The organism is Bacillus sp. z50, assembly GCF_058313585.1.
Map to the genome: position 1 here is coordinate 36,758 of NZ_JBZFQL010000008.1, position 18,573 is coordinate 55,330.

At 38.6% G+C, this 18,573-nt stretch carries 19 protein-coding genes and 2 riboswitches; of the genes, 2 read left to right on the forward strand and 17 right to left on the reverse strand.

The genetic code is table 11. From position 1 onward, the window contains the following. Window positions 1-12: 12 nt before the first annotated feature. From AC4G3N_RS17525 to AC4G3N_RS17540, 4 genes are all read right to left on the reverse strand, one after another. Window positions 13-342 (reverse strand): PTS sugar transporter subunit IIA, encoded by a 330-nt coding sequence (locus AC4G3N_RS17525; protein WP_066109874.1) that lies wholly within the window; start codon window positions 340-342, stop codon window positions 13-15. After that, window positions 342-653 carry a PTS sugar transporter subunit IIB gene (locus AC4G3N_RS17530; RefSeq protein WP_066109877.1) on the reverse strand — a complete coding sequence of 104 codons (312 nt, stop codon included), beginning with the start codon at window positions 651-653 and terminating at the stop codon, window positions 342-344. The genes AC4G3N_RS17525 and AC4G3N_RS17530 overlap by 1 nt, the downstream gene beginning before the upstream one ends. A gap of 333 nt (window positions 654-986) precedes the next feature. Next, window positions 987-1,478 (reverse strand): pyridoxamine 5'-phosphate oxidase family protein, encoded by a 492-nt coding sequence (locus AC4G3N_RS17535; protein WP_140462274.1) that lies wholly within the window; start codon window positions 1,476-1,478, stop codon window positions 987-989. 218 nt (window positions 1,479-1,696) lie between these two features. Continuing rightward, window positions 1,697-2,530 carry an MBL fold metallo-hydrolase gene (locus tag AC4G3N_RS17540; RefSeq protein ID WP_491090832.1) on the reverse strand — a complete coding sequence of 278 codons (834 nt, stop codon included), beginning with the start codon at window positions 2,528-2,530 and terminating at the stop codon, window positions 1,697-1,699. Between the two features lie 303 nt (window positions 2,531-2,833). Here AC4G3N_RS17540 and AC4G3N_RS17545 point away from each other — a divergent pair, with 303 nt between their 5' ends. Further along, the gene (locus AC4G3N_RS17545; RefSeq protein WP_491090835.1) at window positions 2,834-3,871 is read left to right on the forward strand and encodes an NAD(P)/FAD-dependent oxidoreductase; all 1,038 of its coding nucleotides are present in this window, start codon (window positions 2,834-2,836) and stop codon (window positions 3,869-3,871) included. A gap of 515 nt (window positions 3,872-4,386) precedes the next feature. Here the strand turns inward: AC4G3N_RS17545 and AC4G3N_RS17550 are convergent. The 12 genes from AC4G3N_RS17550 to AC4G3N_RS17605 form a co-directional block, all read right to left on the reverse strand. Next, window positions 4,387-5,394 carry a FecCD family ABC transporter permease gene (locus AC4G3N_RS17550; RefSeq protein ID WP_490553684.1) on the reverse strand — a complete coding sequence of 336 codons (1,008 nt, stop codon included), beginning with the start codon at window positions 5,392-5,394 and terminating at the stop codon, window positions 4,387-4,389. Next, on the reverse strand, window positions 5,391-6,401 hold the full coding sequence (locus AC4G3N_RS17555; protein ID WP_140462271.1) for a FecCD family ABC transporter permease: 1,011 nt from the start codon (window positions 6,399-6,401) through the stop codon (window positions 5,391-5,393). Before AC4G3N_RS17555 ends, AC4G3N_RS17550 begins: the two co-directional genes overlap by 4 nt. A gap of 70 nt (window positions 6,402-6,471) precedes the next feature. Next, a complete protein-coding gene (locus AC4G3N_RS17560) occupies window positions 6,472-7,395 on the reverse strand; it encodes an iron-hydroxamate ABC transporter substrate-binding protein (protein ID WP_491090838.1) in 924 nt (307 codons plus the stop codon). Beyond that, window positions 7,346-8,191 carry an ABC transporter ATP-binding protein gene (locus tag AC4G3N_RS17565; RefSeq protein WP_066109900.1) on the reverse strand — a complete coding sequence of 282 codons (846 nt, stop codon included), beginning with the start codon at window positions 8,189-8,191 and terminating at the stop codon, window positions 7,346-7,348. Before AC4G3N_RS17565 ends, AC4G3N_RS17560 begins: the two co-directional genes overlap by 50 nt. 418 nt (window positions 8,192-8,609) lie before the next feature. Further along, window positions 8,610-9,023, reverse strand: a complete 414-nt coding sequence (locus tag AC4G3N_RS17570) for a CBS domain-containing protein (protein ID WP_491090840.1) — start codon at window positions 9,021-9,023, stop codon at window positions 8,610-8,612. A 93-nt stretch (window positions 9,024-9,116) separates the two neighbouring features. Beyond that, window positions 9,117-11,453, reverse strand: coding sequence for a universal stress protein (locus AC4G3N_RS17575; protein ID WP_490553682.1), 2,337 nt, complete (start codon window positions 11,451-11,453; stop codon window positions 9,117-9,119). Window positions 11,454-11,526: 73 nt separating this feature from the next. Beyond that, window positions 11,527-12,084 carry a potassium-transporting ATPase subunit KdpC gene (kdpC, locus tag AC4G3N_RS17580; RefSeq protein WP_491090843.1) on the reverse strand — a complete coding sequence of 186 codons (558 nt, stop codon included), beginning with the start codon at window positions 12,082-12,084 and terminating at the stop codon, window positions 11,527-11,529. Window positions 12,085-12,115: 31 nt separating this feature from the next. Next, window positions 12,116-14,155, reverse strand: coding sequence for a potassium-transporting ATPase subunit KdpB (gene kdpB / locus AC4G3N_RS17585; protein WP_491090845.1), 2,040 nt, complete (start codon window positions 14,153-14,155; stop codon window positions 12,116-12,118). Window positions 14,156-14,186: 31 nt separating this feature from the next. Next, complete coding sequence (kdpA, locus tag AC4G3N_RS17590) at window positions 14,187-15,860, reverse strand: potassium-transporting ATPase subunit KdpA (RefSeq protein ID WP_491090847.1); 1,674 nt, start codon at window positions 15,858-15,860, stop codon at window positions 14,187-14,189. A gap of 29 nt (window positions 15,861-15,889) precedes the next feature. Then, window positions 15,890-15,967 (reverse strand): potassium-transporting ATPase subunit F, encoded by a 78-nt coding sequence (locus AC4G3N_RS17595; RefSeq protein WP_491090882.1) that lies wholly within the window; start codon window positions 15,965-15,967, stop codon window positions 15,890-15,892. Window positions 15,968-16,116: 149 nt separating this feature from the next. Then, window positions 16,117-16,503 carry a hypothetical protein gene (locus AC4G3N_RS17600; RefSeq protein ID WP_491090850.1) on the reverse strand — a complete coding sequence of 129 codons (387 nt, stop codon included), beginning with the start codon at window positions 16,501-16,503 and terminating at the stop codon, window positions 16,117-16,119. Window positions 16,504-16,603: 100 nt separating this feature from the next. After that, a complete protein-coding gene (locus AC4G3N_RS17605) occupies window positions 16,604-16,753 on the reverse strand; it encodes a hypothetical protein (protein WP_490996820.1) in 150 nt (49 codons plus the stop codon). A gap of 94 nt (window positions 16,754-16,847) precedes the next feature. After that, window positions 16,848-16,989: riboswitch (cyclic di-AMP (ydaO/yuaA leader) on the reverse strand. A gap of 85 nt (window positions 16,990-17,074) precedes the next feature. Further along, window positions 17,075-17,217: riboswitch (cyclic di-AMP (ydaO/yuaA leader) on the reverse strand. A gap of 364 nt (window positions 17,218-17,581) precedes the next feature. Here AC4G3N_RS17605 and AC4G3N_RS17610 point away from each other — a divergent pair. Further along, entirely contained in the window at window positions 17,582-18,022 is a 441-nt protein-coding gene (locus AC4G3N_RS17610) for a general stress protein (protein ID WP_491090852.1), read from the forward strand. 157 nt (window positions 18,023-18,179) lie between these two features. Here AC4G3N_RS17610 and AC4G3N_RS17615 read toward each other — a convergent pair whose 3' ends face one another. Then, window positions 18,180-18,557, reverse strand: a complete 378-nt coding sequence (locus AC4G3N_RS17615; RefSeq protein ID WP_491090854.1) for an SLAP domain-containing protein — start codon at window positions 18,555-18,557, stop codon at window positions 18,180-18,182. Window positions 18,558-18,573 lie beyond the last annotated feature (16 nt).

Here is an 18,573-nt window from a genome sequence, read left to right on the forward strand (position 1 = left end):
ACCTAAAACTTTTTAGCCTTTAGCCTTAAAAATTTCCAGTATTTCTTTTACTAACTCTTTCATCGTTAAAGTAGACATCAAATGATCTTCCGCATGCATTAACAGCATAGAGAATTTCGTTTTTTCTCCTGATGCTTCCTTTTGGACCATTTGGAAATGAATATCATGAGAGATACTAAGATCTGCCTCAGCCTGCTTTAATAAGTCATCCGCTTCTTCAACATTACCTTCCCGGTAAACCCTTAACGACTGAATAATCTTACTCCTTGCATTACCGCTGTGTAAGATAAGCTGAAAGCTAACCTGTTCTTCTGTTAGTTGTTCAATTTGCAATTTTTCCATTACTTATCACCTATAAGGGAAATCGCTTGTTCATATGCTTTTTTACCATCTGCCATTCCATACGCCATCATATCGATTACATCCACTCTAATGCCATGTTTGTCTGCTTCTTTTTGCAGGTCAGCTTTAAGGAAACTCATTTGAGGGCCAATTAATACGACGTCTGCATCTGCCATTTCAGCTTTTGCCTTATCCTGACCTACTGCCCAAATTTTTGCATCCTCACCAATTGATTTGGCATGCTGCTCCATTTTAGTAACCAGTAAACTAGTTGACATACCTGAACTGCAAGCTAATAAAATTTTTCTCATATTTAAAACTCCCTTTATAGTAATATGGTAAAACCGCTTACATTTACTATTATAGACAGTTAGATTTAAATGTCTAGTCATTTGATAAAAAATGAATAAATTTTATGAAATTTCTATACTACTAAATTCACAGAATGTTCACTCTGAATGATATAAGATGAGCTATTAATGAGTGAAAGTACCTGAATTAAAGTGCATATTGTTGAACAGCAATCTAATAAAATAACGAACATCGCCTTTAAGATTCCTTTACAATTATCCAAGAAAAAAGGTATAGAAAAAGGGCATACCTACTTTAGGCATGCCCTTTTTCTATGCAATATTTAGTATTTTCTATTTTAATTCAATTGTTTCATTTATATTCTCTGTATCTGATTCATTCTTTGTTAGCTTCTTATATAAATTAACAATGTTTTTAGTGAGATTTCCTGTTTCCCAATATTCTGCTGCTTCTGCTTCTACCTTAATTAAAATGATATTTGGGTCATCCACACTTGTTTCCAGTAGCTTTTCATAGGCTGCATTCCAGAGTTCTTTTTTCTTGTTAATGTCATTTACAATTTCAGCTTTACCTCGAATAGAAACATAGGATCTACCGGCATACGCTACATTGACTTCCGGACGTTCCAGCACCTCTTTATATTTATCTGTTTCTTTCTTTGTAAAAAACCATAGATCCCCATCAAATTCGACTTCCTGAGTTTTCATTGGACGAGAAATCAATCCTTCACTAGTCTGTGTGGTGAGCATTGCAGTATCTACATCTTTAATTAACTCTCTTAATTTCTCCAACTCTTGTTTGTTCTCATTTTGAACATTTGACATGAAATCACCTCTTTGGATTTTATAGGTATTTTACCCTTCCACTAACCTTTTAATCGTGATATTGGTATTTAACCTGTAATTTACCACCTATTAATGACTCTGGGTTTCAAATAGTTGATGGCAGGGCAATACATCATATCCTATAGAGGACTTACATTAAAAAATCCGAATCTGTGGAACTATGCTCAAGACCCAAGATTTATCTATGTTAAATTACTTTATTTTAAAGCGATATTTTCTTCATCATACTTTAAAAGAACCGAATTTATAATATGAATGGAATCCCATTCTCCTTGTGAAAATTTCGTAATAGGATAGTTTCTTGGGAACAGGGATTCTTTGATTTGATATGGTGTTTTCCCCTCTTTATACTGTGTAATCACTTTTTCCTGAATCTCCAACAAATAATCCAGTTTTCTTTGTAATGCGATACGCCCTTTCTCTAAAAAGCCTGAGTGACAGCAATACACCTCTTCAAAATCATAGGTTAAGACATGCTTTAATGAATGAATGATAGCCGGTACACTTTCCTCCCGTAACACAACCTTTGTCCGAGGCTGACAATATAAATCCCCTGTAAACAACTGTCCGGTTTGCCGATTTAAAAAAGATAGGTGATCCTTTGAATGGCCTGGAGTCTCAATCACGTCCCATATAGCATGACGAGAGGCAAATGTTTTACCGATTTCCGTACCCTCAAATGGTTTTCGTCTACCCCAAAAAAGTTTGCGATACAATGGATAATCTGCTTTTTTGCGGCAATAATCAATCATCATCTTATTCATAAGAATGGGTACTTGATACTTCTGCTGTAAAAAAGCTGCACAACCTGTATGGTCTTCATGATAATGTGTTACAACAACCTGATCTATCTCCAAATCATTAAAAAATGGCCAAAATTCCTTTTCAATTGATTGAGCACCCGTATCAATTAAAACTCCATCCACACAAAAAACATACACATTCATATGTACATTAAGTAACGAAATGGTTCCATTCCCCGTCTGCACTCCATTTACCATCTCTGTTGTAAAGCTCTTTTTAGCTATCATCCCACTCCTCCTTACCGCGATTATTCGTTAAATATTATCACATAATGAATCATTATTCATTATGTGATTTACATGTGAGGAAAAATGTTTATTAATTTTATCAGCTCAACTTATGCTTTTGGCTTCTATCTTCTGGCATAGGTGTAGGATAGCCATTGAATAGCTGCTTTCCTACTCCTCTAACTTCCCTGTCGTACATCTATGGCTTGATCAAATTATAAATTCTCATTGATAATGAGAATTATTATCAATATAATGTACTTAACTACTAGTTCCATCTTTTGTAATAAAGGAGGGTTTTTAATGCCGGATATTTATGATGTAACGATTGTTGGCGGAGGACCAGCGGGTTTGTACAGTGCGTTTTACAGCGGTTTACGAACCATGAAAACAAAGATTATTGAATCTCAGACAATGTTGGGAGGAAAAGTTAATATCTATCCTGAAAAGATGATTTGGGATGTCGGGGGATTGCGTCCAATGCGTGGGGAGGAATTCGTTAAGGATTTGATTTCGCAAGGATTAACCTTTGAACCTACCGTATGTTTGAATACTAAAGTTGAATATATTACTAAAGAAAATGGATTATTTACTCTTATAACAGATAATGGTGAGAAGCATATATCAAAAACCGTTATTATGGCAAATGGCGGAGGAATTATCTCTCCACAAAAGCTGGATATAGAAGGTGCAACAAAGTACGAGCTTACTAATTTACACTACACCGTTCAGCGAATAGAGCGTTTTAAGGATAAGCATGTCTTAATTTCCGGGGGAGGAAATGCTGCTATTGATTGGGCTGCAGAATTACTGCATGTCGCAGAGAGTGTGACGGTTATTTACCGTAAAGATGAACTGACTGCACACGAGGCACAAATCAAAAATTTGCAGGAGAACCATGTAGAAATTATCCTCAATGCTACCATTAATTCTTTAGTTGCAAATAAGGAAAACCATACGATTGATCAAGTGATTGTAGAGATTAATGGTGATAATAGAGCGATTGCTGTTGATGAAGTTTTAATTAATCATGGCTATAATCGTGAAGCTTCCCTCGAATTTGAAGATGGCTTGCAGCCGGAGATGAAGGATGATTACTATTATATCGGTACACCCAAAGGCGTTCTTTCTACAGAAGGAATCTTTGCAGCTGGGGATATTATATCTTACGAAGGAAAAGTAAATTTATTGGTCGGTGCCTTCCAGGATGCTCTCAATGCTGTCAACAGTGCCAAAGTTTTTATTGAACCTTCAGCATACGATACTGCAATGGTCTCATCACATAATGAAGTATTCAAAGAACGGAACGAATTATTATTAAAAGAAGAGCTTGGAATTTAATACAGAATCTATTCTGGAATTTAACATTTAACCATACATAAAGCTGGTAAATACGTAATTTTATCGGCTTTATTTAGACTTTTATCAATATCCCCACCTAAAATGAGGATGACAATAGCCATCCCTTTTTTGAAACTAAATCATTGTATCAATTTTACATATATTCACTAAAGGCACAACAACACATCTATTTTTAGACATCATACTGATTGTTTCTGAATCAACTTCCGTAATCAAAACAGTAATCAGAGTAAATGTTCATTTGCTTTACATCCTACCAGTTCTTCTGACGAGTTAAACATCCAGTTAGTAGAGGAAAAGGGCATTTGGAATAACCAAATAAAAAGAAGCAAGAATGCCGTTAATTAGCATTCTTGATTCTTTTTGCTACAGGGAACAGTAGCTTTATTTTCTGAATTAATATTTACACACAGTTAATGAACGCTATCATTTCCATCCCGATAACAAAACAGTAGAAACCTTTGATAATAAGCAGATTCCCAAGGGATATTCGCTTATTTTTTCAATAATAAATACATAAAATAAGGGGCACCGATAAGGGCAACCATAATACCTGCCGGGAGTCCGTTAGGCTCAATTAGATTTCGGCCGATTGTATCAGCGAATAATAATAACCATCCCCCAATCAAAATGGCAAGTGGGATAAATAATTGGTTTCGTGGTCCTACTAGAGTTTTGGCTATATGCGGTGCCATTAAACCGATGAAGGAGATCCCCCCTGTAACCGAGACAGCGGAGGCAGCCAGGGCAACAGCTGTGATCAGTAAAATGATTCTTTCCTTCTCAATCGACACACCTACACTAATAGCTGCAGGTTCACTAATCCCGAGAAGGTTTAAACGATTGGCTTTGAATAAAGTAAACGGAATAAGGATGACTAACCAAGGGAGCAACGCCCAAATAAAAGGCCAATCTGTTCCCCATATATTCCCTGCTAACCATTGAGCAATAAAATCTACTTTTTCTCGTTCTGCCGATGAAATAAGGACAATCATGGCACCGGAGAGGGCCATCGAAAAACCTATGCCTACTAACACGAGCCTTACCGGCTCCAACCCTGAGTTTTTCGTATATGAAAATAAATAGATGAAACATACGGTGAGGATCGCACCGAAAAACGCGACAAGAGGCAGCATATAAACAAATGAACCTGGTTCAATCGGAAAAAATAGAAAGAAGATAGCTACAGCCACACCCGCTCCAGAATTAATCCCAATAATGCCAGGATCCGCTAAATCATTCCGTGTAATACCTTGTAAAATAGCACCCGATAATGCAAGCGCCATTCCAGCCAACACTGTAATCAGTATTCTTGGTAAACGAATCGAAAATAAAACAAACTCTTCTTTAAACGTGCCCTCTCCAAGTAGTGTTGGAATGAGCCGGTCATAAGATAAAGCAGCTGCTCCCATCCCCATGCTGACAACCGCTGTAGCAATAATGAGAGTCAATAAAACAACAAGAAATAGTCGTTGTTTTTTTAGTAAAGAAGGATGAATCATGAGAATGCTTTCCCTCCTTTACGAACAATTATCAAGAAAAATGGCAACCCTATTGTAGCTACAATAGCTGCTACCGGAGTTTCAAATGGTGCATTTATGGTCCGTCCAAGCGTATCCGCAAAAAGCATAAAAACAGCTCCTGCAATGGCAGACATTGGGATAATAAATCGGTAATCCGTTCCGACGATGGCCCGTACAATATGCGGGATCATTAAGCCAATAAAGGTCATATTCCCGACAAGGGCAACAGATGCACCCGCCAGAAGGATAATGACAACATAAAGGATGAATTTTACTTGTGCCGTGTTTTGCCCCAAGCCAACAGCAACTTCTTCATTTAAACTAAGAATCGTCAGCTGTCTTGCTAAAATGAGCGCCACTAGAATGCCAACTATAATAAAAGGAACAATGATCTGGAGCTGGTCCCAACTAGTTCCAACTAACCCTCCTGAAGTCCATGCTGAAACATTTTTAGATACCTTAAAGTAAATACTTACCCCATCCGCAACCGCATAAAGGAAAGCAGATACAGCAGCACCTGCTAATACGATTCGAAGCGGAGAAAACCCTCCTTTTTTCATAAACCCCATACTAAATACCATGATTGTACCAACAGCTGCTCCAATAAAACAGCCAATCATCAACCCAAAATAATTAATAGATGGGAAAACAACCAGCGTAATTGCCAGCGCCGCATTTGCGCCGGCAGTCAATCCTAGTAAACCTGGATCAGCAAGCGGATTTCTCGTCAACCCTTGCATAATAGCGCCGGCAACAGCTAAAGCTGCTCCTACAAAAATGGCTGCAACTTCTCTTGGAAAACGAATCTCTCGCAGAACAAGAGTTTCATCCGTTTTCACGTTAGAGGTAAGAGCGAGCCATACATCTTTGACAGTCGTATCTGCAGCACCAAAAACCATGGCCGCCACAAACATCCCAGCAAGAACAAGCAAACTGGCAATCATTTTATAGACAAAGGGGACAGAACGTTTCATTTCTTTTGTCATCAGTTACTCATCTTCTCTTTCGTCAGAATAGGGGAAAAGGGATTCCAATTAGAATCCCTCCACCCGAAAATTATTCACCAAGAAATGATTTCTTGAAAAAAGCTAAATGCTTCTCTAATGTAACTGGGTCACTAAAGGAAGCACCGTCTCCTTCCATTTCATATACATGTCCATTTTTAACGGCAGGTATATTTTTATAGGTTTCAGTTTCCTGGAATGATACATCAGCAGCTGCGTATTTACTTAAAATCACATAATCTCCTGCGTATTCAGAGAGTACTTCCGTAGAAAGAGTATAGTATCCATCCTTAGATGTCATCTCTTTTACTTTATCAGGCATTTTCAATTTCATAGCTTGGTAAAGGATTTCTGTTCCGCGTGCCCAATTATCACCGTATACATATAAATTTTTATCAAAAGCTTCTATTACAGATACTGTAGCATCCTCACCGATTTTGGCGCGAATCTCTTCTCCGGCTTCCGCAGCACGTGTTTGGAAGTCATCAACCCAGTCCTCTGCTTCTTTCTCTTTACCTAATAGTTTTCCAATTTCCACATGCTGAGCTAAGTAATCCAATTTGCCCCAAGTATAGGTTACAGTAGGAGCAATCTCCTTTAATTTATCAACGTTTTTAACAGTAGATAACGCAATAATGAGATCAGGATTCAAATCAATGATTTTTTCTAGATTATCCTCTGAAACTTCGGCAACATCCTTTAATTCCTTTTCAAAGGTAGGGTTTGTTTTAGACCAAACGTCAACACCAACTAAATTCACATCCAGTTCAATCACGTTCCCAGTGAATCCTGATAGCATGACAACACGCTGCGGATCTGTTGGTACTTCGACTGGCCCTGTTTCTGATTCATATGTAAATGTTTTTGGCGCTTCTTCTTTTTTTGTATCATTTTCCTTCTCTGTAGATGAACTATTGCTGCATGCACTAATAATTAACACTGAGAGCAGCATAAACGGGAATATCCATTTTTTCATGTTTGGGTTCTCCTTTTAATAAGTTATAAGTAAGGCACATTGGTTTATTTGTTCGTGGATCTCTCCCTATTTGGGCATCAATATGGAATACTTTTCTGAGTACAGCGGGAGTAATCACTTCCTCGCAGGACCCGGCTTTTACAACTCGGCCATCTTTTAAGGCAATCATATAATCAGCAAAACGTGCTGCCTGGTTTAAATCATGCAAGACCATCACAATGGTACGTGCTTGTTCTTGATTCAGTTTTTGTAAAAGCTCTAAGACCTCTAACTGATGAGCCATGTCTAAATAGGTGGTTGGCTCGTCGAGAAAGATGATTTCTGTCTCCTGGGCTAGTGCCATGGCAATCCAAACACGTTGGCGCTGACCGCCTGATAGGGCATCTACCGGACGAAACTTGTAATCTATCGTTCCAGTAACCTCAAGTGCCCAGTCAATTACCTCATAATCTTTTTTAGTTAAACGACCAAATCCCTTTTGATAAGGAAACCTTCCATAGGAAACTAGTTCACCTACTGTAAGTCCGCTTGCACTTTCTGGTGACTGAGGAAGGATGGCCATTTTTTGTGCAAGAATCTTTGTATTATTACTTAAGATACTTTTCCCATCCAAAACGACGTCGCCTGATTGATGAGATATAATGCGTGTAATGGCTTTCAATAAAGTTGATTTCCCACACCCATTAGAGCCAATGATTGTCGTTATTTTCCGGTCAGGTATTTCTACACTGAGATCCTTTACAATTAATTCTTCCCCGTACCCAATGTTCAAACGATCTGTATAGAGGCGATTCATAGTAAACCTCCTTAAAAGGATATATAGCCCAATTTAATTGATAATGATTATCAATACGTAGTTAAATATAATTTCTTTTCCTACTTTTGTCAATCTATTTTTTCAGAAATTACCGAATTATTATTTACCTCGAGAAACACCGACTACATCTTATTGATAAAAAAAGACTGCTCCCTTTTTTACAGGAAACAATCTTTTAAATTCACCTTTTTATGTATGTATGAACTTTTTATAGAATATAGGGCTGTTAAACCGTCAATTCTAAAAGATTACCTTATAATCAAGGCAGTCGTGTTAGAAAGCTTATGTGACTGCTGATTATACTGAACATTAACTTTGGACTCTCTTATTGTATGGTAATAAAATAATTCCTTGCGAAAGGTAATAAAAGTTAAACAGTACACTATTACTATTAATTTTATGCTTTTTTCTCGAAAATCCCCTTAGCACAGTATTCTATGATTTCTCTTCTTCTAATAATTCCAATAAAAATGCCCGCGTCATCAATAACAGGGACAAAATTCTGCTCCATTGCCCTTAAAAGAATACTTTCCATATCAGCATCAATATGAATCGGTTCATTATAACGCTTTGGTTTTATGTCTTTCAGTTTCGTTTTATGGGTGTTTTCGAATGATAAGTCAGGGGTGTTTTTCATTTTCCAGAGTAAGTCCCCCTCTGTTAAGGTACCAACATATCTCCCTTGGTTATCGATAATGGGAACTGCAGAGTATTTGTGAAACTCCATTTTTTCCAACGCTTGTCTCATCGTGGACTCATATTTAACGAAGGCTACTTCTCTTTTTGGGATTAGAAAAAAGGCTATATTCACCGCTTACCCCCTCATCAGTTATTCATCATATACTTCCTGCTCTGCTTTAGAATGCCCGACTGATTAGTTTATATGCTGTTCTAAATTTAGCGGTTAACTTAGTCCCTTCTTTTTATCAGGTTTTTGATCTGCAATAATTAATACATCTAAATGACGGACTAAACGCAATAGCTTTTGGACAACCGAACCTCTTATGATCTCTTCCAATCGTGTCCGTGTCGATTGTCCGATAAACACTTGGGTTGCCTCTTTGTCATTTAATCGTTCTCCCAATTCTTCAACAACTTTTCTTCGGTGGGATGTTTCGTATATTTCAAAAATCCCACCCAGTCTTTCGGTTAAAAACTGCAAGTTCTTCATTTTGGACTGTTCTTCGTCTGTTAGAACAGAATGCTCCCTTACATAACCCACATACCAGTTAGCCTTCAACCGATAAGCAGTTCGAAAACCACGTCGAATTAAACGCTCACTGTTCCCGCGTAAATTTACACAAACAAAGATGACCTCTTGTTTTCGCCACGGTCCTCTTAAAGTACGGTTACGTTCCAATAATTCTAGTCTCTCATCAACATCATCAGCGACTTCACGAAGGGCGAGTTCTCTTAATGCGATTAAATTATACGTTTTAAAAAAATGATTCAGTGCCTGTTCTACTTTTTCCTTTGCGTATATATTCCCCTCCAGCATACGTTGCTGCAACTCCTTTGGAGAAATATCAATAAGCTCAATCTCATCTGCCATTCGGAGAACTTGATCGGGTACTGTTTCCCGTACCCGCACTCCTGTAATTTGTTCAATACTGTCATTTAAACTTTCTAAATGCTGAATGTTCATGGTTGAGATGACCGAAATCCCTGATTTTATAATCTCTTCAACATCTTCATAACGTTTTTTATGATTGCTGCCTGGTACGTTGGTATGAGCCAATTCATCAACTAGTACCACCTCGGGATTTCTCTTTATAATGGCATCTACATCCATTTCTTCAATCACAACATTTTTATAGTTAATTTTCATTCGTGGCATCATTTCCAAGCTTCCGACTTGATCAAGTGTTTCTTTCCTACCATGTGTTTCAAGCAAACCAATTACGACATCTATTCCGTTTTTCTTCAACTCGTTAGCCTCACGCAGCATCGTATACGTCTTCCCGACACCTGGAGCTGCCCCAATATAAACCTTTAATTGTCCACGCTTCATTTTTCCAATCCGCTCTTCCACTTCTCGATTTGATAAGCGACGGTATGGATTGATTTTATTGTCGTCTCCCAACTTAGCAGGTATTACTCTTTTCCCACTTTTATCTGTTCGGTCAGCTACAACCAAGATATCTATGTTTTGCGTACTTCGCAGAATTTTATTAATGACCGAGCCGTTTATGATTTCTTCCAGGCGGCTTCTTTTAGAATGGCCTATTACAATTTTGGTGATTTTCTTGTCAGTTGCATAGGTGACGATTTCCTCGGCTGCATCCGTTCGAGTAATAGAAAATTCTTCAAATTTACCTCCAACTTTATGAACTAACTTTTTAATGGACCTTCTAAAAGTTTGCTCTTCCTTTGAAAGCTTTCTATCCGGTGAAAGGAAACATACGACTAATAGCTCACCACCCAAACGTTTTGCAACTTGTTGTCCTCTACGTACTAAAATTGAGCCATTCCAGTGATATTGAACGGTAACAAGAATTCTCTCCGATGCTCCGGATGGTCCTATCAGCCCTTGCTGTTCTCGATATTCATCCAGTTCGTCATTTACTTCACCTGCTAAATGGCGTAAGGCAAGCTCGCGTAATACTGCCAAATTTGCTCGTTTAAACAATTTCTCTTCTAATACCCGGTCTATGTTGCCATCCTGTAAACGATTAAGAATTTGGTCAGGTGTTACATCCAAAAGCTTAACCTCATCTGCCATCGCAAGGGTGTCATTCGGTACACAATGATCCACCTGTACTTTAATGCCTAACAGTTTTTCAACAATCTCTCTAACTCCATTTAATTCGTAAATGTTCATCGTTGTAATTACACTAATATTGTGGTTCATTAGCTCTATTACATCTTCAAGTCTTGTCTTATGCGGTGCATCTAAGCGATTGCGATGTGACAAGATATCAACAAGAACAACTTCTGGATTCCTTTCTTTAATGGCTTCAATATCTAAATCCTGTTTAACTATTCCGTTCTCCACCCATTCAATTGGTCGAATCGTCTCCAAATCCCCGATTTGTTCATTTGTTTTAGGACGATTGGATGGACTGATTATTCCAATCACAACATCAATCGATCTCTTCTTCAATACATTCCCATCCAATAACATATGATAGGTCTTTCCCGATCCAGAAACCGCCCCGAGAATAATTTTCAGCCTTCCTCGTTTCACTTCATAAATCGATTGTAAAAATTCTTCGGGAGTTTTTCTGCGAAATTCGACCATGCTTTCACCCCTATCTTTCTACAGACAAGAAAAGGAGAGCTGGTATACGATACTCTCCCTTTCTCCTTCTTCCTTATTTCAATCTATCAAGCTCCATATTTAGCTGTAATACATTTACCCGCGGTTCTCCTAATATCCCATATTGCCTTCCATCCGTATTTTTTATAATAAGGGACACTAATTGCTCTTCATCTATGTCCCTGACATCAGCAATTCTCGGCACTTGAATCTTTGCTGCCATCGGTGAAATATGCGGATCCAAACCTGAACCTGAATTTGTTAAAAGATCTGCCGGAATATCTTCTTTTTGCACATCAGGGTTATTTTCTAAAAATGCCTTTATATCGTTTTTAGTCCGCTCAATCATATCCTCATTAGATGGTGCATAATTTCCTGATCCAGATCCAGAGGCATTATATTCAATAGAAGATACGCGACTCATGAAGTATTTCGAATCCTTAAAACTCTGCCCAATCAATTCAGAACCTACCACATCCCCATCTTTAGCTTCGATCACACTGCCATCGGCTTTAGCCGGGAAAATCAACTGTGATATCCCTGTTATCGCCAAAGGATACATGAACCCGCATATAAGAAGTAGTACCAGACTTACCCGCAAATTTTTCAACATGTATACGTCACCTTTACTTTATTAGTTATTTTTAAACAAGATTCATGACCATAAGCAAAGAATCGATTACCTTAATACCGATAAACGGAACAATGACTCCCCCGAACCCAAAAATCGTGAGGTTACGATTTAATAGTTTTGTAGAACTCATCGGTACATATTTAACACCCTTCATTGCCAGGGGTATAAGCAATGGAATGATAATTGCGTTAAAGATGAGTGCGGATAGAATCGCGCTTTGTGGTGTATTCAGATTCATAATATTTAGTGCCCCTATTTGCGGAATCGCCACCATAAACATAGCTGGGATAATCGCAAAGTATTTCGCAACATCATTAGCAATACTGAACGTAGTCAAAGCACCCCGTGTCATCAACAACTGCTTCCCAATGGCTACTACTTCAATGATCTTCGTTGGATCAGAATCTAAGTCAACCATGTTCGCCGCCTCTTTTGCTGCAATCGTTCCGCTATTCATCGCAAGACCAACGTCAGCCTGTGCGAGTGCCGGAGCATCATTCGTACCGTCCCCTGTCATCGCTACTAGCTTTCCTTCAGCTTGTTCCTTTTTAATAACGGAAATCTTATCTTCAGGCTTTGCCTCAGAGATGAAATCATCTACACCTGCTTCACGAGCGATCGTTGCGGCGGTCAGTGGGTTATCCCCTGTACACATGACGGTTTTTATCCCCATTTTTCGTAATTCGTCAAACCGTTCTTTCATTCCGGGTTTAACGGTATCTTTTAAATATATTAAGCCTAGAATTTTGTTTCCTTCTGCCACAGCAAGCGGTGTGCCACCTTCCATTGCGATTGTTTTTGTTTTACTATCAAGATCCTTTGGCACAGTCCCTCCCTGAGCGGTCACGTACTCTTTAATAGCATCCACGGCACCTTTTCTAATTTTCCGTCCATCCGCAAAGTCCGTTCCGCTCATTCGAGTTTCCGCTTTAAATTCAACACCTTCTGAATCAATTTCATGTCCCTCAGCTTCTAAAACACCTGATTTTTTTGCCAACTCAATGACCGACCGCCCCTCAGGAGTCTCATCATGAAGAGAGCTAGCTAGTGCGGCTTTATTCAGCTCCATTTGATCTAATTTTCCAACGGCCACAAATGCTGTAGCCATCCGATTCCCATGAGTTATCGTGCCTGTTTTATCGAGAATGATCGTATTAATATCCCCAGCTGCTTCCACCGCTTTACCTGACATAGCAATTACATTAAATTGAGTAACTCGGTCCATCCCGGCGACTCCGATCGCTGAAAGTAGTCCCCCGATCGTCGTAGGAATCAAACAAACAAGTAAGGCTACCAAAGTTGCGATTGGTATAGTAACTCCAACATAGGCAGCGATTGGAACCAGGGTCGTACAAACAATTAAGAATATCAACGTTAAGCTGACGAGCAATGTATTTAATGCAATTTCATTCGGTGTTTTTTGGCGCTTCGCTCCTTCAACCAAATGAATCATACGATCAAGGAAGGATTCACCCGGATCCGTCGTCACTCGAATCTTTAGCCTGTCACTAATTACTCGTGTACCACCGGTGACTGAGCTGAAATCTCCACCAGATTCTTTTATAACCGATGCAGATTCACCCGTTATTGCAGACTCATCAACAGAGGCTACACCTTCCACAATTTCTCCATCGGCAGGAATCAATTCAGTTGCTTTGACAACAACTATATCCCCTTTTCTCAATTCTGTTGATTGGACCATTTTGGTTGATCCATCTTTCAAAAGCAATCTGGCACTTGTATCTTGTTTTGTCTTTTTCAGACTGTCAGCTTGAGCCTTTCCTCTTCCCTCTGCTAAGGATTCCGCAAAGTTAGCGAATAGGATGGTTAGAAGTAAGATTGCACTTACACTCCCGTTGTAAATTGAACTCGCTCCCCCTCCAAACAGGGTGGGGAAAATAGTCAGGATTAGGGTGATAACAAACCCAACCTCTACTACAAACATGACTGGATTTTTAGCCATCAGACGCGGGTCCAGCTTTTTAAAAGCATCTATTAAAGCACGCTTGACTATAGCGTTATTAATCGCCGCTTTACGCTTTGTGTTCATTAGAATACTCCTTTACCTTCTTTTTTCTTTATTAGCGAATCGATAAATACTCCGCAATTGGTCCGAGCGTGATAACTGGGAAGAATGTTAATGCCCCTACGATTAAAACCGTAGTCACCAGAAGAACGATGAATGTGATGTTATCTGATTTAAACGTACCAATCGTTTCCGGAACAGGCTTTTTATTTAGTAACGATCCAGCTACTGCAAGCATGGCGATCATGGAGAAATAGCGGCCAAATAACATCACTAACCCTGTAGATATATTCCAAAATGGTGTATTATCTCCTAAGCCTTCAAATCCTGATCCATTATTCGCTGCAGATGAAGTGAATTCATAGACGACTTGAGTGATTCCATGGAACCCTGAATTTGAAATCGCTGATGACCCCATTTCTGTTGCCAGTGCAATGGCCGATGGAGCCAGAATGATTAATGGATGTATTAAAATGGTAATCGCGATTAATTTCATTTCTTTCGCTTCGATTTTACGCCCTAAAAATTCTGGTGTTCGCCCAACCATTAATCCTGCTAAGAAAACAGCAAGAATGGCATACATTAAAATATTTACGGTTCCAACACCGTCCCCGCCAAATACACAATTCAACATCATTTCTCCTAATGGAACCAACCCTCCAAGCGGGGTTAACGTATCATGCATATTGTTTACTGTGCCTGTCGTTGCAGCTGTTGTAACTGTTGTAAATAGAGCACTTTGGGCAATTCCAAACCGCACTTCCTTCCCTTCCATACTTCCATCTGATTGGGAAAGGCCGATTTCTCGAAGCGCGGGATTTCCATTTGCTTCACTGAAGTAGGCTAATGATAAGAATGCAAGAAACATAATTCCCATCGCGCTGAATAAAATCCAACCTTGCTTACGACTTCTGGCCATATGTCCAAAAGCGATTGGCAGTGAAGCTGGCAGTAAAAACATGGATAAGATTTCAATAACGTTCGTGAGTGGTGTTGGATTCTCAAATGGATGTGCAGAGTTTACACCGAAAAATCCACCGCCATTAGTCCCTAAATGCTTAATCGATTCCAAAGCTGCAACAGGTCCACGCGCAATCTGCTGTTCGGCACCCTCCAGGGTCGTAGCTGTGATCGTCGGCTCTAATGTTTGCGGAACTCCTTGACCTACAAGCACGATTCCAACCAGGATGGAAAGCGGAATCAGAATACGTGTATGGGCACGAATTAAATCCACATAAAAGTTACCAATGCTTTTTTGCCCTGTCAGACCTCTCATAAAAGCGATACATAAAGCAATTCCTGTCGCTGGTGTGGTGAACATTAGAAAGATAATAACCATCATTTGTGATAAATAAGATAAACCTGATTCTCCGCTATAGTGTTGTAAATTAGTATTGGTTAAAAAACTCGCTACTGTATTAAAAGATAAGAACGGATCCATTGATGCAATCCCACTTGGATTTCCCGGTAAAACACCTTGTAGACGCACGATTATATAACAAATAGCAAACATTGCTATGTTACTAACCAATAGAGCCTTTGCGTATTGCTTCCATTTCATATTCCCTTGCGAAATTCCTGACAGCTTATAAATTAAGTTCTCTATTCCGCCAAATGCTCGATCAAGCTTAGTCTCTTCCAAAGAGAAAACACGGGCTATATAGCGCCCCATAGGTATAGCAAGCAATAAAAGAACTGCTAATACCAATGCTATTTGTATAAAATCCATTATTCTTTCCCCCATAGTGTTTTAATAAATTAATATCTCTCTGGATGGATTAAGGCATCAACTAAGTAAATCGCAAGTCCACTAACAACGATTCCTATAAAAATCATTTTTCTACCCCTCGTTCCTCAATCACATTGTCACAAAACTTAATTAATCCCCAAAATATTAGAAAAGATCCTACTGCTAATCCAATTGAAATAAGATCCACATGAACCTTCCTTTCATAAAATTGTTTTTTTAATCCACAGCTAAAAGGTTAAAGGTGATTGGTTAACCAACTATAAGAGCAGCTTCCAGGTTTACTTATATAAACAAGTTTGGCGCCGAGCTTCTTGTAAAGCTGATAATCCCTGCTGCTTTGTGTCGCAACAATGATTTTTCTCGTACCCAATTTAGAAAAGAACGCAGTCAATTCAAACCCTTCATTGATGGAATCTGAAATAATATAAACCTTGTTATATACCAAAAGTTCCTTTTCCATTTCAATTTGGTTATCCATTCTCCTGTTTCCATTTTCCGTGTTGTAAAGAGATTTAAAATATTGCTTATAAGGCAATACATCAAATACGCTTGTTCTGAAGCTATTACTAGAAATCACTGATATATAAAGATTGCCTTTGCCGATAATCAGCACGTTTCCCACTTTTAAATCCCCCTTAAATCTCTTCGAAGGATAAAGCTGTCCTTTCTATATCCCATATATGTTAATCGAATGATAGAAAGGACAACCCTTATTGCCCCTTTTATCTAACTTTAGAGAAACCATTCGGATAAAATGAACTATTCATCTGGTTATTCTGGTAAACGATTGAACTAGCTCTTCTTGCATTCTCATCCTCAATTTTTGCTTTTTCCTCGAGCAGCTTAATATCCAGATAACTCATACGTAACATTTGGTTGGTTCCTCCTTGTTTTTGTTAAATTTTACCATTCAAAAAGCACAAAAAAGCCCTCTGTATTACACAGTGGACTTTAACCAAAGGTAATACCTTCTCTCTTAACGCTTACGAGGTTAGCTGTCGGATTCGGGCCAAAAGATTAGCCCTACCTTGTTAAGGATTCACCCCAAGTGACAAGAGTCACAAAAGTGGTTCCCCCGCTCTTTAAAAAGACTCAGCGATTTAAGATATTAACGTATTAAATTATTAAAGTTCAAAAAAGACCACAGAGGTCTACCCTGTGGTCGAAATAACTTCTTCGACTCCCCAGTTACACCATCCTCTCCCTTAACGCTTACGAGGTTAGCTGTCGGATTCGGGCCAAAAGAGTAGCCCTACCTTGATTAAGGATTCACCCCAAGTGACAAGAGTCACAAAAGTGGTTCCCCCGCTCTTTAAAGATTCAGCGATTAAGAATGATTTAATTATGAGAGTAATACTACTCCGGTATTTTCCAGTTGTAAAGAGTGTTGAAACCTCAAATTCTTCTGAAAAAAGCAAAAAATAGTTAAAAATAACCATTTTGGTTGATAAATAATATGAAACCTTTAAATTACTCGATTATTCATTGTTTTATTGAGAATTAAATAATTTAATTTTACATAATGAACGAGCTAAAAAGCTTTGTTTATGAATAGTTGTCTGGTTCGAATCCTTTTATTTAACAAATAGACCTCTCTAATTTAATCAAAATCTACGATCTATCCAGCACACCCAGGAAAAAGTGTCTAAAGATATTAAAACGGGTAAATAACCCATATTAATGAAATTGGGAGGTATAGAATGGGAGATTATGTGATTCACGTATATGAGAACGAACAACAAGCAGCAGATGCTATTGAGGAGTTTAAAAAGGAAGGCTATACTACTGTTGAAATATCTGTGATTGCTAACCAGGCAAATGATTTATCCAAGATGTCGCAGGAAGTAAAAACGTCTACTATGGATGGAGCTATTGCGGGAGCTGCTACCGGAGGGGCACTCGGCATTGCCGGCGCACTCGCAGGATTACCTGCTGTATTGGTCCCAGGTTTGGGAGCAATTTTAGCTGCAGGTCCTGTTTTAACTATGCTCGGCGGTGCACTAGTTGGAGCTCGATCCAGTGAAGGCGGATTATTGAACTCTCTTATGAATATCGGACTTTCTGAAGAGAACGCTCAACGTTACTCTAATGAAGTCCAGGATGGAAAATTCCTCGTCATTCTTCATGCTAAATCTTCCTGATAATAAAAACGGCTTGATGATTCCTACTTGAATCAAGCCGTTTTATATTACCATTCTATGTTTGGATTTTACAGAAACTTTATTTATATTAAAAAACCTTTTACTATTTTTGATATAATTTTATTCAACTGATTTTGGAATTTTTCTCTGTTGAAAATCACACTGTCTCTAATCGTCCATTCTTAATAGGTATCTGTGTTGTGTAGCTTTCTTTTGGAAATATAAATGTCCATGGCATACTCACTTCATTTGGAATCACAAGATTAGGTAAGGTAAATTCATTTTCCGCAATAATCTCTCCCTGAATTTTGTATCGTAATCTTGTGTGATTAAATGTAAGCGGGTGGTCTGTAAAGTTATGAACCAATACGGTCACAAGCAGTGCATCTTTATGGTTGATGGCTTCTCGGATAGGAGAGAAAATTACACCTTTGCCGTTTAAATGCTTTGTCTCTACAAATACTTTTTCTATATAGCTTCGGTCTTGGGCAGATAACGCTTTATCCCACGATTTTTCGAACTGCAAATGTTGCATGATTAAACACTCCTAT

Coding starts and splice junctions, on each gene's coding strand:
- AC4G3N_RS17525 (WP_066109874.1), bottom strand. CDS start 342: ATGGAAAAATTGCAAATTGAACAACTAACAGAAGAACAGGTTAGCTTT.
- AC4G3N_RS17530 (WP_066109877.1), bottom strand. CDS start 653: ATGAGAAAAATTTTATTAGCTTGCAGTTCAGGTATGTCAACTAGTTTA.
- AC4G3N_RS17535 (WP_140462274.1), bottom strand. CDS start 1,478: ATGTCAAATGTTCAAAATGAGAACAAACAAGAGTTGGAGAAATTAAGA.
- AC4G3N_RS17540 (WP_491090832.1), bottom strand. CDS start 2,530: ATGATAGCTAAAAAGAGCTTTACAACAGAGATGGTAAATGGAGTGCAG.
- AC4G3N_RS17545 (WP_491090835.1), top strand. CDS start 2,834: ATGCCGGATATTTATGATGTAACGATTGTTGGCGGAGGACCAGCGGGT.
- AC4G3N_RS17550 (WP_490553684.1), bottom strand. CDS start 5,394: ATGATTCATCCTTCTTTACTAAAAAAACAACGACTATTTCTTGTTGTT.
- AC4G3N_RS17555 (WP_140462271.1), bottom strand. CDS start 6,401: ATGACAAAAGAAATGAAACGTTCTGTCCCCTTTGTCTATAAAATGATT.
- AC4G3N_RS17560 (WP_491090838.1), bottom strand. CDS start 7,395: ATGAAAAAATGGATATTCCCGTTTATGCTGCTCTCAGTGTTAATTATT.
- AC4G3N_RS17565 (WP_066109900.1), bottom strand. CDS start 8,191: ATGAATCGCCTCTATACAGATCGTTTGAACATTGGGTACGGGGAAGAA.
- AC4G3N_RS17575 (WP_490553682.1), bottom strand. CDS start 11,453: ATGGTCGAATTTCGCAGAAAAACTCCCGAAGAATTTTTACAATCGATT.
- kdpC (WP_491090843.1), bottom strand. CDS start 12,084: ATGTTGAAAAATTTGCGGGTAAGTCTGGTACTACTTCTTATATGCGGG.
- kdpB (WP_491090845.1), bottom strand. CDS start 14,155: ATGAACACAAAGCGTAAAGCGGCGATTAATAACGCTATAGTCAAGCGT.
- kdpA (WP_491090847.1), bottom strand. CDS start 15,860: ATGGATTTTATACAAATAGCATTGGTATTAGCAGTTCTTTTATTGCTT.
- AC4G3N_RS17595 (WP_491090882.1), bottom strand. CDS start 15,967: ATGATTTTTATAGGAATCGTTGTTAGTGGACTTGCGATTTACTTAGTT.
- AC4G3N_RS17605 (WP_490996820.1), bottom strand. CDS start 16,753: ATGTTACGTATGAGTTATCTGGATATTAAGCTGCTCGAGGAAAAAGCA.
- AC4G3N_RS17610 (WP_491090852.1), top strand. CDS start 17,582: ATGGGAGATTATGTGATTCACGTATATGAGAACGAACAACAAGCAGCA.
- AC4G3N_RS17615 (WP_491090854.1), bottom strand. CDS start 18,557: ATGCAACATTTGCAGTTCGAAAAATCGTGGGATAAAGCGTTATCTGCC.